We start from the raw sequence: 15,347 nt of genomic DNA, 5'->3' as shown, positions 1-15,347 counted from the left end.
TACCGATGTCCCCGGACTTCGACTGTTACCGAAGTCCCCGGACTTCACAGTGTGTCCCCTTGCACCGTCCGTATGACGTCCTGGGCCCCGCACCCCGGCGCCCCGACGGCCGCTGTCGGTGCCGTGCGCAAGACTGGAACGGTGCCCAGCCCGCTCGACCGGTTCAGCGAACCCACCCGCACCTGGTTCGGTGCTGCCTTCGCCGAGCCGACCCCCGCCCAGGCGGGTGCGTGGGAGGCGATCGGCGCCGGCCGGCACGCGCTGGTGGTGGCGCCGACCGGCTCCGGCAAGACGCTGAGCGCGTTCCTCTGGAGCATCGACCGACTGCTCTCCGCCGCGCCGCCGGAGGACCGGGCGCGGCGGTGCCGGGTGCTCTACATCTCCCCGCTCAAGGCGCTCGGTGTCGACGTCGAGCGCAACCTGCGCGCACCGCTGACCGGCATCCGCCACACCGCCGAGCGCCTCGGCACCAGCGTTCCCGACGTGACCGTCGGCGTCCGCTCGGGCGACACCCCCGCGGCCGACCGCCGCAAGCTCACCACCGCGCCGCCGGACATCCTCATCACCACCCCCGAGTCGCTCTTCCTGATGCTGACCAGCCAGGCCCGCGAGTCCCTGCGCGGCGTGGAGACGGTGATCCTCGACGAGGTCCACGCGGTCGCCGGCACCAAGCGCGGCGCCCACCTCGCGGTGAGCCTCGAGCGCCTCGACGCGCTGCTCGACCGGCCCGCCCAGCGCATCGGCCTCTCCGCGACGGTCCGCCCGCTCGAGGAGGTGGCCCGGTTCCTCGGCGGCAGCGCCCCGGTCGAGATCGTCGCGCCGCCGTCCGAGAAGGAGTGGGACCTCAAGGTCGTGGTCCCCGTCGAGGACATGACCGCCCCCGAGGAGTACGACGACGAGGACGGCGACCCGCAGCGCTCGCAGAGCATCTGGCCGCACGTCGAGGAGCGCGTGGTCGACCTGATCGAGCGGCACCGCTCGACGATCGTGTTCGCGAACTCCCGCCGGCTGGCCGAGCGGCTCACGGCGCGGTTCAACGAGATCGCCTTCGAGCGCGCGACCGGCGAGCAGCTGCTGCCCGGTCAGAGCCCGGCCCAGCTGATGGCGCAGTCCGGGCAGACCCACGGCGCCGAGCAGGTGATCGCCAAGGCGCACCACGGGTCGGTGTCGAAGGAGCAGCGGGCGCTGATCGAGGACGACCTCAAGCGCGGGCGGCTGCCCTGCGTGGTCGCCACCAGCAGCCTCGAGCTCGGCATCGACATGGGCGCGGTCGACCTGGTCGTCCAGATCGAGAGCCCGCCGAGCGTCGCCAGCGCCCTGCAGCGCGTCGGCCGCGCGGGCCACCAGGTCGGCGAGGTGTCCCGCGGCGTGCTGTTCCCCAAGCACCGCGGCGACCTCGCCCAGACGGCCGTCGCCGTGGGCCGGATGCGCACCGGCGCGATCGAGTCGCTGCGCGTCCCGGCCAACCCGCTCGACGTCCTCGCCCAGCAGGTCGTCGCCACGACCGCCCTCGACGCCTGGGCCGCCGACGACCTGTACGAGCTGGTCAAGCGCAGCGCGCCGTTCACGAACCTGCCCCGCAGCGCGTACGACGCCACCCTCGACCTGCTCAGCGGCCGCTACCCCTCCGACGAGTTCGCCGAGCTCCGCCCGCGCATCGTGTGGGACCGCGTCACCGGCACCCTCACCGGCCGCCCCGGCGCGCAGCGGCTCGCGGTCACCAGCGGCGGCACCATCCCCGACCGCGGGCTGTTCGGCGTCTTCCTCGTCGGAGGCGAGGGGCCCGGCCGCCGGGTCGGCGAGCTCGACGAGGAGATGGTCTACGAGTCGCGGGTCGGCGACGTCTTCGCGCTCGGCGCGACCAGCTGGCGGATCGAGGACATCACCCACGACCGGGTCCTGGTCACGCCCGCGCCCGGCATCCCCGGCCGGCTGCCGTTCTGGAAGGGCGACACCCTCGGCCGCCCCGCCGAGCTCGGCGCCGCGATCGGCGCGTTCACCCGCGAGCTCGGCGCGCTCCCCCGCAACAGCGCCGAGAAGCGGGCCCGCGCCGACGGCCTGGACGAGTACGCCGCCACCAACCTCGTGACCTACCTCCACGAGCAGCTGGAGGCGACGAACCTGCTGCCCAGCGACCAGACCCTGGTCGTCGAGCGGTTCCGCGACGAGCTCGGCGACTGGCGGCTGGTGGTCCACTCGCCGTACGGCGTCCCGGTGCACGCGCCGTGGGCGCTGGCGATCAACGCCCGCCTCCGCGAGCGGTACGGCGTCGACGGCCAGGCGGTCGCGTCCGACGACGGCATCGTGGTCCGCATCCCCGACACCGACGCCGAGCCGCCGGGCGGCGACGTGATCGTGTTCGAGCCCGACGAGATCGAGTCGATCGTGACCGACGAGGTCGGCGGCTCGGCGCTGTTCGCGAGCCGGTTCCGCGAGTGTGCGGCCCGCGCGCTGCTGCTCCCCCGCCGCGACCCGGGCCGCCGCTCGCCGCTGTGGCAGCAGCGCCAGCGCTCGGCCGCGCTGCTCGAGGTCGCGTCGAGGTACCCGTCGTTCCCGATCGTCCTCGAGGCGGTCCGCGAGTGCCTCCAGGACGTCTACGACCTGCCGAGCCTGGTCGCGCTGATGCGTGGCGTCGACCGCCGCGAGGTGCAGGTCGTCGACGTCTCGACCACGCAGCCCTCGCCGTTCGCGCGCAGCCTGCTGTTCGGCTACGTCGCCCAGTTCATGTACGAGGGCGACTCGCCGATCGCCGAGCGCCGGGCCGCGGCGCTCTCGCTCGACCAGGGCCTGCTCGCCGAGCTGCTCGGCCGCGCCGAGCTGCGCGAGCTGCTCGACCCCGACGTGCTCGCCGAGGTGGAGGCCGAGCTGCAGCGCACCACGCCCGACCGCCGGGCGCGCGACGCCGAGGGGGTCGCCGACCTGCTCCGGCTGCTCGGCCCGCTCTCGACCGCGGAGGTCACCGAGCGCAGCACCCAGGACGCCACCGAGTGGCTCCGCGCGCTCGCCGACAGCCGCCGCGCCGTCGAGGTCCGGATGGCCGGCGAGGAGCGCTGGGCGGCGGTCGAGGACGTCGGCCGGCTGCGCGACGGGCTGGGCGTCCCGGTGCCGCCCGGCACTCCGGACGCGTTCACCGACCCCGTCGACGACCCGCTCGCCGACCTGGTCGCGCGGTACGCCCGCACCCACGGGCCGTTCACCGTCGAGCAGGTCGCCGAGCGGCTCGGACTCGGCGCCGCCGTCGTACGGCTCACCCTGCAGCGGCTGGCCGCCCACGGCCGGGTGCTCGACGGCGAGTTCCGCCCGTCCGGCACCGGCACGGAGTGGTGCGACGCCGAGGTGCTGCGCCGGCTGCGCCGCCGCTCCCTGGCCCGACTGCGCCACGAGATCGAGCCGGTCGAGCCGGAGACGCTCGGGCGGTTCCTGTCCGCGTGGCAGCACGTCACTTCGGCAGGCTCAGTACAACGGGGCGGCCGGCACCGGGGCGTCGACGGCGTCCTCACCGTGGTCGACCAGCTCGCCGGCTGCGCGGTGCCCGCCTCGGCACTCGAGCCGCTGGTGCTCGCGAGCCGGGTGCGCGACTACGAGACGTCGTACCTCGACGAGCTGACCGCCTCGGGCGAGGTCATCTGGGCCGGCCACGCGGCGCTGCCGGGCTCCGACGGCTGGGTGTCGCTGCACCTCGCCGACCAGGCCGAGCTGACGCTTCCCGAGCCGGCGCCCTTCGACCACTCGGAGCTGCACCAGGCGGTGCTCGACGCACTCGCCCCGGGTGGCGCCTGGTTCTTCCGCCAGCTCGCCGACCAGGTGGGCGCCACGTCCGACGCCGCGCTGTCGGCGGCCCTGTGGGACCTCGTGTGGGCGGGCCGGGTCAGCAACGACACCCTGGCGCCGCTCCGCGCGCTCACCCGCAGCGGCACGCCCAGCCACCGCAGCCGCCGCCCACCGCCGCGGCTCGGCCGGCGCCCCGGAGCCGGTCCGGTCCGCACCGGGCCGCCGGAGACCGCCGGCCGCTGGGCGCTGCTCCCCCGGATCGACACCGACCCGACCCGGCGCGCGCACGCGGTCGCCGAGCGGCTGCTGGACCGGCACGGCGTCGTGACCCGCGGCGCGGTGATGAGCGAGCGGGTGCCGGGCGGCTTCGCGGCGGTCTACAAGGTGCTATCGGCGTTCGAGGACTCCGGGCGCTGCCGCCGCGGCTACTTCGTCGCCGGCCTCGGGGCCGCGCAGTTCGGCACCGCGGGTGCCGTCGACCGGCTGCGCACGTTCGCGGAGGTGCCGGACGACGCGAAGCCGACGGCGGTCGCCCTGGCGGCCACGGACCCGGCCAACCCGTACGGCGCCGCGCTCCCCTGGCCGGAGACCAGCGGCCACCGGCCGGGCCGCAAGGCCGGCGCCATCGTCGTGCTCGTCGACGGCGTGCTCACCCTGTACGTCGAGCGCGGCGGCCGCACCCTGCTCACCTGGTCCGACGACCCCGACCGGTTGGGGCCGGCGGCCGCGTCGCTCGCCGACGCCGCCCACCGCGGCTCCCTCGGCCGGATGACCGTCGAGAAGGCCGACGGCGAGCAGCTGCTCGGCTCGGGCTCGACACCGCTGCGCGAGGCGCTCCAGGCGGCCGGGTTCGTGGCGACCCCGAAGGGGCTGCGGCTGAGGGCGACGAGTGCCTGAGGGCGACGCCGTCTGGCGCACCGCGCACCGCCTGGCCACCGCGCTGGACGGGCGCACGCTGACGCGCACGGACTTCCGGGTGCCCCAGCACGCGACGGCCGACCTCGCCGGCGGGACCGTCCTCGAGACCGTCTCGCGCGGCAAGCACCTGCTGACGCGCATCCGCACCCCGTCCGCGCACGGGGCGGAGGAGTGGACGCTGCACACCCACCTGAAGATGGAGGGCAGCTGGTGGGTCTACCGCGCCGGCGAGCGCTGGGGGAAGTCCGGCCACCTCGCCCGCGTGGTGCTCGAGGCCGGTGACCTGAGCGCCGTGGGGTTCCAGCTCGGCATCGTCGAGCTGCTCCCCCGCGACCGCGAGGAGGACGTCGTCGGGCACCTCGGTCCGGACCTGCTCGGCCCGGACTGGGACGAGGAGGAGGCGGTCCGCCGGCTCACCGCCAACCCCGACCGCCCGCTCGGCGAGGCGCTGCTCGACCAGCGCAACCTCGCCGGCATCGGCACGATCTACCGCAGCGAGCTGTGCTTCCTCACCGGCTACGACCCGCGCTCGCCGGTCGGCGTGGTCACGAACCCGCTGCGGATGGTGCGGCTGGTCCGGTCGATGCTCGAGCAGAACCGGCACCACGCCCAGATCGTCACCACCGGCGACAAGCGGCGCGGCCGCAGCCTGTGGGTCTACGGCCGCGGCACCGAGCGGTGCCTGCGCTGCGGCACGCCGATCGAGCGCGGCGAGCTCGGGCAGCCCGGCGTCGAGCGCGTGGCGTACTGGTGCCCGCGCTGCCAGCCGCCCCGGTGAGCGATCAGCCGGCGATCAGGCGGTGATCAGGCGGCGGAGGTGACCACGGCGCCCGCCGAGGCGGCGACCGGGATACGGGTCAGGCCCGCCGCGGCCTCCTCGAGGGCGACCAGGTCGGACACGTCGCGGAGCACGTCGGACAGCGCGACGTCGAGGGCCGCGCAGAGCGAGGCGAGCAGCTCGGAGCTGGCTTCCTTCTGGCCGCGCTCGATCTCGGAGATGTAGCCCAGGCTCACCCGGGCCTCGGCCGAGAGCTCGCGCAGCGTCAGACCGCGCTGCATCCGCACGTCGCGGAGCACGTCGCCGAGAAAACGACGGAACAGCACCATGCGCGTCTCCCTACCGAGTCCTTCCGAGTACGTGGAGTCCAACGCTACCCGAGGGGTGTTTCTTCCCGTCGCAGGATGGCCTCGAACGCGTCGAGCGCCTCCCGGACGGTGCGCTCCTGGACCTGCTCACGCTTGCCCGGCAGCTCGAGCGCGACCGCCTCGAGGAGCCCCGGTCCGGAGATGCCGACGAAGACGGTGCCCGGCGGCTTGCCCTCCTGGTCGGCCGGCCCCGCCACGCCGGTCGTGGCGATCCCGAACGTCGCACCCGTCAGGGCCCGCACGCCGGAGGCCATCGCCTTCGCGCACTCCGGCGAGACCACCCCGTGCTCCTCGATGATCTGCTGGTCGACGTCGAGCACCGAGGCCTTGAGCTCGGTCGCGTAGGTCACCACACCGCCGAGGTAGGTCTCCGAGGCCCCCGGGATGTCGGTCAGGGCGACCGCGAGCCGCCCGCCGGTCAGCGACTCGGCGGTCGCGACGGTCTGGCCCGCCGCGCGCAGCAGCAGGTGCACCCGCTTGAGGAGATCGGTCACGACCGCAACGTTAGCCTCACCCCATGGCGCTCCCGATCGCGGACTACGCCCTGATCGGCGACCGCCGGACGGGCGGCCTGGTCGGGCGGAACGGCTCGATCGACTGGCTGTGCCTGCCCCGGTTCGACTCCGGGGCCTGCTTCGCCGCCCTGCTCGGCACCGAGGAGCACGGCCACTGGCAGCTCTGCCCCGCAGGCGAGTACACCGTCGACCGTCGATACCTCGAGGACGCGACCGTCCTGGAGACCACGTTCACGACCGCCGACGGCGTCGTCACGCTCACCGACCTGATGCCGCGCGGCGACGGCCGCTCCGACGTCGTACGGCAGGTGGCGGGCGTCCGCGGCACGGTCCGGATGCGGCACGTGTGGCGGGTGCGCTTCGACTACGGCGCGATCGTCCCGTGGGTGCGCCGGCGCACGGTGGCCGGCGAGCAGGTGATCACCGCGATCGCGGGGCCGGACCAGCTGGTGCTGCGCGGTCCGCGGCTGCCGCGGGCCGACGACCACCGCCACGTCGACGAGTTCGAGGTCGCCGCCGGCGAGGTGCTGACGTTCTCGGCGACCTGGCTGCCCTCGCACGCCCCGCTCTCGGGCATCGGACTCCCCGCCGACGGCATCGCCGAGACGCTCCGGGCGGACCGCCGGTGGTCGGGCCGGTGCCGCTCCGACCTGCCCCACCCCGAGCTGGTCCGCCGCTCGCTGGCGACGCTGCGCCTGCTGACCGACGAGCAGACGGGCGGCATCGTCGCCGCACCGACCACGTCGCTCCCTGAGGATCCCGGGGGCGAGCGCAACTGGGACTACCGCTACTGCTGGCTGCGCGACGCCGCGCTCACCCTCGACGCGCTGCTGACCGCCGGCTACACCGACGAGGCGCAGCTGTGGCGCCGCTGGCTGCTGCGCACCGCGGCCGGCGACCCCCAGCACCTCCAGATCGTGTACGCCGCCGACGGGCACCGCCGGCTCACCGAGCTGACCCTCGACCACCTCCCCGGGTACGCCGGCTCGCGGCCGGTGCGCATCGGGAACGGCGCCGCGCTGCAGCGCCAGCTCGACGTCGTCGGCGAGGTGATGATCGCCCTCGAGCGGGCCCGCCAGGTCACCGGCCACGCCGACGCCGACGCCTGGGCGCTCCAGCGGGCGCTGGTCGAGGAGCTCGCCAAGGGCTGGCGCGCGAAGGACCACGGGCTGTGGGAGATCCGCGGCCCGCAGCGCCGGTTCACCCACTCGCAGGCGATGGTCTGGGCGGCGTTCGACCGGGCGGTGCGCGCGGTCGAGGACTTCGACCTGCCCGGCCCGGTCGACCACTGGCGACGGATCCGCGACACCGTGCGCGCCGAGGTGCTCGAGAAGGGGTACGACGCGGAGCGCGGCACGTTCGTGCAGCACTACGAGACGACCGCGGTCGACGCGTCCCTCCTCGTGCTCCCCTCGATCGGCTTCATCGCCGGCGACGACCCCCGGATGCTCGGCACCATCGCCGCCGTCGAGGAGGACCTCCTGCGCGACGGACTGGTGCTCCGCTACCGCACCGAGACCGGTGTCGACGGGCTGGCCGGCGACGAGCACCCGTTCCTCGCCTGCTCGTTCTGGCTGGTCTCGGCGTACACCGGCGCCGGCCGGGTCGGCGACGCCGAGGAGCTGTTCGACCGCCTCTGCGGGCTCGTGAACGACGTCGGACTCCTCTCCGAGGAGTACGACGCCGCCCACGGCCTGATGCTGGGCAACTTCCCCCAGGCCTTCAGCCACCTGGCGCTGGTCCGGGCGGCGTTCGACCTGGCGGACGCTAGTGCCCAGCGGGGTTCGTGACCCGCACCGTCACCTGGTCCGCACCGGGTGCGACGCCCGAGTCACCGGCGTACGACACGGTGAACGTGTAGGTCCCGCGCTTGAGCGACTTCTTCGGGAGCTCGAGCACCGCGCTGCCCCCGGACAGCTGGCCGCTGGTCAGCTCCCGGGCCCCGTCGAGGAGCGTGACGGTGCCGATCGGCGTGAGCCCGCCGGCGGTCACGGTCACCGGGATCCGCGGCGCCTCCTTGCTGAACACCACCGTGACGTCCTCGGCGTCCACCGTCGACGGCACCGGCCCGGTCTCCGGCAGGTCCAGCCCCACGACCTCCGGGTCGTGGTCGGAGGCGCGGAACTGGTTCGGCTCGTAGAAGTCGGTCGCGTTGTAGTTGTGGCGGCTGTACTCGAACGCCACCGACTCCTCGGCGTTGATCTGCCACACGTCGACGCCGGTCACCATCGCCGCGGCGGCGTCGTTCGCGAGCACGTGGTCCAGCGATCCGGACAGGCCGCCGAACGAGTACGTCGCCTCGCCGGGGCTCGTCGTCGACGCGAGGTTCGTGTACCCGTGCGCGTAGAGGACCTGCAGCGGGTCCTCCTGCGTGTAGGAGTTGAAGTCACCGGTGAGGAACACCTCGTCGGTGCCGCGGTCGGCCGCGAACCGCTCGGCGAACGGCCACAGCGCCTCGGCCTGGGCGACGCGGTCGGCGTTGGCATTGCCCTGGCCGTCCGGGTTCGGGGTCCCCGAGCCCTTGGACTTGAAGTGGTTCACCACGACCGCGAACGCGTCGCGGTCGGGAGCGCCCGCGGCCTTGAACGCCTGGGCCAGCGGCTCGCGCGCGTTCGAGAACGCCGGTGCGCCGGTCAGCACTTCGGACCCGCCCACGGGCGTGACGGTCGCCGGCCGGTAGATGAACGCCGTGCGGATCACGTCCTGCTCGGCCACCGGCGGCAGGTCCTCCGGGGCCGGCGACGGCACGAAGGCCCAGGTGCCGGCCCCCGCGGCCGCGTTGAGCGCGTCGACCAGCGAGGCCAGGGCGTCGTCCCGGTCCGGCTCGCCGAGGGCGACCGAGTTCTCGATCTCCTCCAGCGAGACGATGCTCGCGCCGAGCTCGTTGATCGCCGCGACGATCTTGGCGCGCTGACGCTGGAGGTCGTCGTCCTCGGCCGCGCCGCGCGGACCGGTCGCCCCGCAGTCCCGGTCGGTGACGTGGTTGCCGTCGCGGTCGTCGTAGTAGGTGCAGGCGCCCGGGTGCGCCGCGTCGTACGCGACGCCGGTGGTGTTGAAGTAGTTGAGCACGTTGAACGTCGCGAGCCGGAGGTCGCCGCCCAGGTCGCCGGGCGCGGCGTTCTCGGTGCGGGTGTTCTCGAACGTCGCCACGTCGGCGCCGCTGTCGGTCACCTGGTGGGTCGGCTGGAGCTTCCAGGTGCTGTTGCGCCAGTCCAGGACGACGGGCCCGGTGAAGTGGACGGCCGCGCCGACCCGGATCGGGTTGGCCTTCGACAGCCACGGCAGCGGGATGTCCTGGTTGCCGCCGCCGCCGGACGGCAGGAAGTTGATGCTCGACCCGTCGTCGAGGACGACGCCGCGGTCGGCGTTGTCGGCCTCGACCGCCGCGATCGCCGCGTGGTCCTGGGCGTCGGCGACGTCGGTCGGCTGGATGAGCGGGTGGTCGCCCGCGGCCAGCCCGATCTCGGCGTACTGGTTGGTCGAGTAGGTGTTGGTGACCGTGACGTCGTCGGTGGGCGTCCACAGCTCGCCCTCGTGCGCCTCGCGGTCGGCCGCGGCGGGCACGCTGCCGGTGTGCGGCGCCACCGCGGGCAGCGGGCTCGCCAGCGCGGTCACGGTCGGGCTGCCGATCTCGGTGAGGCCGTTGAACTCGGTGACCGTGCCCTCGACCCGGACGGAGTCACCCACGGCGACCTGCGCGGTCGCGGCGGAGCCGAACACGTAGACGGCGTCCGAGGCACCGGGCGTGGCGTCGGCGCCGTCGCCGCCGGACCCGCCGGACCCGCCGGACTGCAGGTAGAAGCCGTTGAAGCCACCGGTGGGGTACGCCGCGGTCACGACACCCTCGGTCACCACGTCCCGGCCGGCCAGGGGCGAGGTGTCCCCGGTGCCCTGGATCTCCGCGATGGTGGCCTCGGTCGGCTCGCCGGCCGGCGGCACGGTGTCGCCGTTCTCCGGGTTCGGGGCACCGACGGTGAAGTCGGTCGCGTTGTCATCGCTGTCCGCCGCGGTGCGCGACACCGAGGTGGCGTTGCCGGTGCCCGCGGTCTTCGCCGTCTCGAAGGTGTTGCTGTTGACGCCGACCAGGTCGACGATCCCCGGCCTGGTGGTCGAGCCGTCCGCGGCCGGGTTCAGGGCGGTGGTGCCGCTCGCGAGCCAGACGGTGAACGCGGTCCCGCTCATCGCGATGGTGCCGGTGGCGTTCGGCGTCGGGAGCGGGGTGCTGCCCCCGGACCCCTGAGCCTCCTGGACCAGGTAGTGCCCGCCGGCGGGGACCGAGCCGCTCAGCGTGGTCACGCCGGTCGCGGCCGCGGCGCTGCCGCTGCTGCGGTACTGGACGGACATGCCGTCGACGCTGATCGCCGCGGAGGTGGGGTTGTAGAGCTCGATGAAGTCGTGCGTGTACGTGGCGCCGGAGTTGCCGCCGCCACCGTAGGCCTCGCTGATGACGAGTCCGGTGCTCGCCGCGCTCGCCGGGGTGGTGGGGAGCAGGGCGAGTCCGGTGACCGCCGCGGCCAGGCCGGCGGCGACCGCCAGCCCCCGCGACGCCCGAGATGTCGTGGACATGGTTGACCTTCCGAGAGTGTTCCGAGAATTCAGTTGTGCCGGCTCGACGGTAGGGGGTCGCCGGGCCCCTGACCACCGTCGCGTCGTGAACAGCAGGGGTCGGCCGCGCGCGCTGGCGCCGCGGGCGCCCGCGGCGGGTTAGGTTACGGCCCTCGGCACACATCTCTAGGGAGACGACTCATGCAACCGAACCGTCGTACCGCTCGGGCCATCCCGGTGGCGGCTGCACTCACCTCGCTGGTGCTCGCCGGCGCCGCGGCCACCACCGCGTCCGCCGCGCCCGAGCGGAACACCGACCAGTCCCGCACGGCCGGCGCGTCCGGCCTCTCGGCCAAGACGTCCTACGCGAAGCTCGCCGGCAAGAGCGGCAAGAAGGACCTCGTCAAGCTCGACCTGCTGGCGTTCAACGACTTCCACGGCAACCTCGAGCCGCCGAGCAGCTCCAGCGGCCGGGTGAACAACACCAACGCGGGCGGCGCGGCCTACCTCGGCCGCCTGCTGGCCGACGAGCGGGCGAAGTCCCGGGCCGCCGGGGCCGTCCCGATCACGGTCTCCGCCGGCGACATCGTCGGCGCCTCGCCGCTGCTGTCGGCAGCGTTCCACGACGAGCCGACGATCAAGGTGATGAACGCGCTCGGGCTCCAGGTCGCATCGGTCGGCAACCACGAGTTCGACGAGGGCTGGCGGGAGCTGCGCCGTCTCCAGCACGGCGGCTGCCTCGACGACGGCACGGACGGCGCCAACGGGCAGAACTCCTGCCCGGGCGACCAGGACTTCGCGGGCGCGAAGTTCCGGTACCTCGCCGCGAACGTCGGGTGGACCGACCCGAGCGCCCACAAGAGCAAGACCCTCTTCCCGGCCACGAAGATCATGAAGGTCAAGGGCGAGAAGGTCGGCTTCATCGGCATGACGCTGGAGGGCACGCCCGACATCGTCACCGCGGCCGGTGTTCAAGGCCTGACCTTCTCCGACGAGGTGGAGACCGCCAACGCGCTGGTCCCGCAGCTGAAGAAGAAGGGCGTGAAGTCGATCGTCGTCCTGCTGCACGAGGGGGCGCTCCCGACCGACGCCACGGCGTACAACTCCTGCTCGGGCGTCAGCGGCGACGGCCTGGCGATCGCGCAGGACCTCAGCCCGGCGATCGACGTCGTCGTCTCCGGGCACACGCACCAGCCCTACAACTGCGTGGTCCAGGACCCGAGCGGCCAGCCCCGCCTGTTCACGAGCGCATACTCGTTCGGCCGGATGGTCACCAAGCTGCACCTGCTGATCGACCCGAAGACCCACGACATCGTGCGGCCGGCCGCCTTCGCGGAGAACCTGATCGCGATGAACGGCGAGTCGGTCTCGCCGCTGGCGAAGGTCCAGTCGATCATCGACACCTACAAGGCGCTGGTCTCCGCGATCGCCGACAAGGTGATCGGGCACATTGCCGACGGGTCCACGATCACCAAGGCTCAGGAGGCCGACGGCGAGTCGCCGCTCGGTGACCTGATCGCCGACGGCCAGGTGGCCGACCCCACCACGATCGAGGCCGGCGCCAGCGGCTCCACCGCCGACACGCCGGTGATCGCGCTGATGAACCCGGGCGGCATCCGGGTCGACCTGGTCGAGAACGAGGCCGGCGACGTCACGTACGGCGGCGCGTTCGCCGTCCAGCCGTTCAACAACTTCATGGTCTCGATGGACCTGACCGGCGCCCAGATCAAGGCGATCCTGAACCAGCAGTGGAACGGTGCCAACGAGTCGGGCCGCAAGATCCTCCAGGTCTCCGGTCTCACCTACACCTGGGACGCCTCGGACGCCGCCCTGCCCGACGCCGACGCCCTGGTGCCGGGCACGGTCCTGGTCGACGCCGACGCCGACCCGGCCACCCCGATGGTGCCGATCGAGGACGGGACGACCTACCGCGTCGTCGCCAACAACTTCCTCGCCGGCGGCGGCGACGGCTTCGCCGGCTTCAAGGACGCGACCAACACGTACTTCGGCGGTCTCGACGTCGACTCGCTGCGGATGTACCTGGAGGCCCACGACCCGGTCGCCACGCCGGTGACCGACCGGATCACCAAGCAGGACTGATCCCCGGATCGATCCGCATCGACCCGCATCGGCCCGCTCGGCACCGCGCCGGGCGGGTCGGTGGCATTTCGGGCCGGCCTCTGCCGTTCCGGGCCGGTCCCTGCGCAATTGCGCGACCAGACTGGCTGACCGGCGAGTAGCGGCAGTCTGACCGTTCAATTGCGCGGTCAGACTGCCGGGCGCCGGCCTCTGCCGTTCCGGGCCGGTCCCTGCACAATTGCGCGACCAGACTGGCTGACCGGCGAGTAGCGGCAGTCTGACCGTTCAATTGCGCGGTCAGACTGCCGGGCGCCTCGCGCCTCGCGCCTCGCGCCTCGCGCCTCAGCGTCTCGCGCCTCAGCGGCTGCGGAGCGCCGCCCGCTGCTTCCACACGTCGCGGTAGAACTCCCAGCCCGACCACAGCGTGAGGACGACGGCCACGGCCAGACAGACCTGGGCGGCGTAGAACAGCACCTCGCCCGGGACCTCCGCCCAGCCCGGCAGGTCCGGGTCGCGCAGCGGCAGGCAGAGGAAGCCGAGCGCCACCGCCTGGAAGGTCGTCTTGAGCTTGCCCAGGTCGGCGGCCGCGATGACGACCTTCTTCAGCACCGAGAGGCGCAGCAGGGTCACGCTCCACTCCCGGAGCAGCACCACGATCGTCACCCACCACCACACGTCGCCCACGACCGACAGGCCGATCAAGGCCATGCCGGTGATCGCCTTGTCGGCGATCGGGTCGGCGATCTTGCCGAAGTTCGTGACCAGGTCGTGCTTGCGGGCCAGGTCGCCGTCGATCTTGTCGGTCACCATGGCGACGACGAAGATCGCCCACGCCACGCACCGCCAGGTGATGTCGTTCCCGCCGTCGACGAGCAGCGCCCAGCCGAAGAACGGCACCAGGACGATCCGCAGGGTCGTGAGGACGTTCGGGACGTTCCAGTTGCTGGGCTGGGCCTTCGTCACCTCGGTCATCACAACGTCCGAGCGTAGAGGTCGACGCCCTCGGAGCCGACGACGGTCGCGCGGACCAGGTGGCCGACGCCCGCGTCGCTGTCGAGCAGGTACGTCGAGCCGTCCACCTCGGGACCCTGGTGGGCCGCCCGGCCCTCCACCGTGTCGTCGTCGACCCGCTCGACGAGCACCTCGACGGTCTCGCCGACCCGCTCCGCGGCCCGCTGCGAGGTGAGCTCCTCGACGAGCGCGCTCACGTGCTCGGCCCGGGCCCGGACCTCGTCCTCGTCCAGCTTGTCGTCGTAGGTCGCCGCCTCGGTGCCGTCCTCGTCGGAGTAGCCGAAGACGCCGGTGACGTCCATCCGCGCGGCCACCAGGAAGTCGCAGAGCGTCTCGAGGTCCTCCTCGGTCTCGCCGGGGAACCCGACGATCACGTTGCTGCGCACGCCCGCCTCCGGCGCGAGCGCCCGGATCCGCTCCAGCAGGGCCAGGAAGCTCCCGGGGTCGCCGAAGCGGCGCATCCGCCGGAGCACCGCCGCGCTGGCGTGCTGGAAGGACAGGTCGAAGTACGGCGTCACGCCCGGCGTGGTCGCGATCGTCTCGATCAGCCCGGGCCGCGTCTCGGCGGGCTGGAGGTAGGAGACCCGCACCCGGTCCACGCCGTCGACCGCGGCCAGCTCGGGCAGCAGCGTCTCGAGCAGCCGCAGGTCGCCGAGGTCCTTGCCGTACGACGTGGAGTTCTCGCTGACCAGGAACAGCTCGCGGACGCCCTGCTCGCCGAGCCAGCGCGCCTCCTGCAGCACGTCGCTGGGGCGGCGGCTGACGAACGAGCCGCGGAAGGACGGGATCGCGCAGAACGAGCAGCGCCGGTCGCAGCCGCTCGCGAGCTTGAGCGACGCGGTCGGGCCCGGGTCCAGGCGCCGGCGCACCGATGCCGGCCCGGACGCGTGGCCGGGTACCGGGGCGGTGGAGAGGGAGCGCTCGACCGGCGTGATCGGCAGCAGCAGCCGCCGGTCCTGCGGGGTGTGCGCCTGGTGGGTCTCCCCCGCGACGATCGCGCGCAGCCGGTCGGCGATGTCCGGGTAGTCGTCGAAGCCGAGGACGGCGTCGGCCTCGGGGAGGGAGTCGGCGAGCTCCTTGCCGTACCGCTCGGCCATGCAGCCGACGGCGACCACGGCCTGGGTCCGGCCGGTGGCCTTGAGGTCGGCGGCCTCCAGCAGCGTGTCCACCGAGTCCTTCTTCGCGGACTCGACGAAGCCGCAGGTGTTGACGACCACCGTGTCCGCGTCCGCGGGGTCCTCGACGAGGAGGAAGCCGCCGGCCTCGAGCCGGCCGGCCAGCTCCTCGGAGTCGACCTCGTTGCGGGCGCACCCGAGGGTCACCATCGCCACCGAGAGCAGGTCGGGGGTGTCAGTCGTCATG

At 73.5% G+C, this 15,347-nt stretch carries 9 protein-coding genes; 4 read left to right on the top strand and 5 right to left on the bottom strand.

Features of this window, described 5'->3' with window-relative positions; translation table 11 throughout:
• Positions 1-72 precede the first annotated feature (72 nt).
• Both ABD086_RS15655 and ABD086_RS15650 read left to right on the top strand, forming a co-directional pair.
• A complete protein-coding gene (locus ABD086_RS15655; RefSeq protein WP_343908504.1) occupies positions 73-4,668 on the top strand; it encodes an ATP-dependent helicase in 4,596 nt (1,531 codons plus the stop codon).
• Positions 4,661-5,467, top strand: coding sequence for a DNA-formamidopyrimidine glycosylase family protein (locus ABD086_RS15650; RefSeq protein WP_343908503.1), 807 nt, complete (start codon positions 4,661-4,663; stop codon positions 5,465-5,467). The genes ABD086_RS15655 and ABD086_RS15650 overlap by 8 nt, the downstream gene beginning before the upstream one ends.
• 26 nt (positions 5,468-5,493) lie before the next feature.
• Here the strand turns inward: ABD086_RS15650 and ABD086_RS15645 are convergent, their stop codons facing one another.
• Positions 5,494-5,796, bottom strand: coding sequence for a helix-turn-helix domain-containing protein (locus ABD086_RS15645; protein ID WP_343908502.1), 303 nt, complete (start codon positions 5,794-5,796; stop codon positions 5,494-5,496).
• Between the two features lie 44 nt (positions 5,797-5,840).
• Positions 5,841-6,329 (bottom strand): CinA family protein, encoded by a 489-nt coding sequence (locus ABD086_RS15640; protein ID WP_343908501.1) that lies wholly within the window; start codon positions 6,327-6,329, stop codon positions 5,841-5,843.
• Positions 6,330-6,352: 23 nt separating this feature from the next.
• Between ABD086_RS15640 and ABD086_RS15635 the strand changes: the two genes are divergently transcribed.
• Positions 6,353-8,140 carry a glycoside hydrolase family 15 protein gene (locus tag ABD086_RS15635; RefSeq protein WP_343908499.1) on the top strand — a complete coding sequence of 596 codons (1,788 nt, stop codon included), beginning with the start codon at positions 6,353-6,355 and terminating at the stop codon, positions 8,138-8,140.
• Here ABD086_RS15635 and ABD086_RS15630 read toward each other — a convergent pair.
• Positions 8,118-10,916, bottom strand: coding sequence for an ExeM/NucH family extracellular endonuclease (locus ABD086_RS15630; protein ID WP_343908498.1), 2,799 nt, complete (start codon positions 10,914-10,916; stop codon positions 8,118-8,120). The two genes, ABD086_RS15635 and ABD086_RS15630, sit on opposite strands and share 23 nt — an antisense overlap.
• Before the next feature lie 180 nt (positions 10,917-11,096).
• Here ABD086_RS15630 and ABD086_RS15625 point away from each other — a divergent pair, with 180 nt between their 5' ends.
• The gene (locus ABD086_RS15625) at positions 11,097-12,995 is read left to right on the top strand and encodes a bifunctional metallophosphatase/5'-nucleotidase (protein ID WP_343908497.1); all 1,899 of its coding nucleotides are present in this window, start codon (positions 11,097-11,099) and stop codon (positions 12,993-12,995) included.
• A gap of 336 nt (positions 12,996-13,331) precedes the next feature.
• Here the strand turns inward: ABD086_RS15625 and pgsA are convergent, their stop codons facing one another.
• Positions 13,332-13,946: a CDP-diacylglycerol--glycerol-3-phosphate 3-phosphatidyltransferase gene (gene pgsA, locus ABD086_RS15620; protein WP_343908496.1), complete on the bottom strand. Its 615-nt coding sequence runs from the start codon at positions 13,944-13,946 to the stop codon at positions 13,332-13,334.
• Positions 13,946-15,346 carry a 30S ribosomal protein S12 methylthiotransferase RimO gene (gene rimO / locus ABD086_RS15615; protein WP_343908495.1) on the bottom strand — a complete coding sequence of 467 codons (1,401 nt, stop codon included), beginning with the start codon at positions 15,344-15,346 and terminating at the stop codon, positions 13,946-13,948. The genes pgsA and rimO overlap by 1 nt, the downstream gene beginning before the upstream one ends.
• Position 15,347: the final 1 nt, after the last annotated feature.

It is taken from the genome of Nocardioides aquiterrae (assembly GCF_039526625.1).
Classification (GTDB): Bacteria; Actinomycetota; Actinomycetes; order Propionibacteriales; family Nocardioidaceae; genus Nocardioides; species Nocardioides aquiterrae.
Note: the sequence above shows the minus strand (reverse complement) of the source record. Positions and strands in the feature narration are given on the sequence as shown.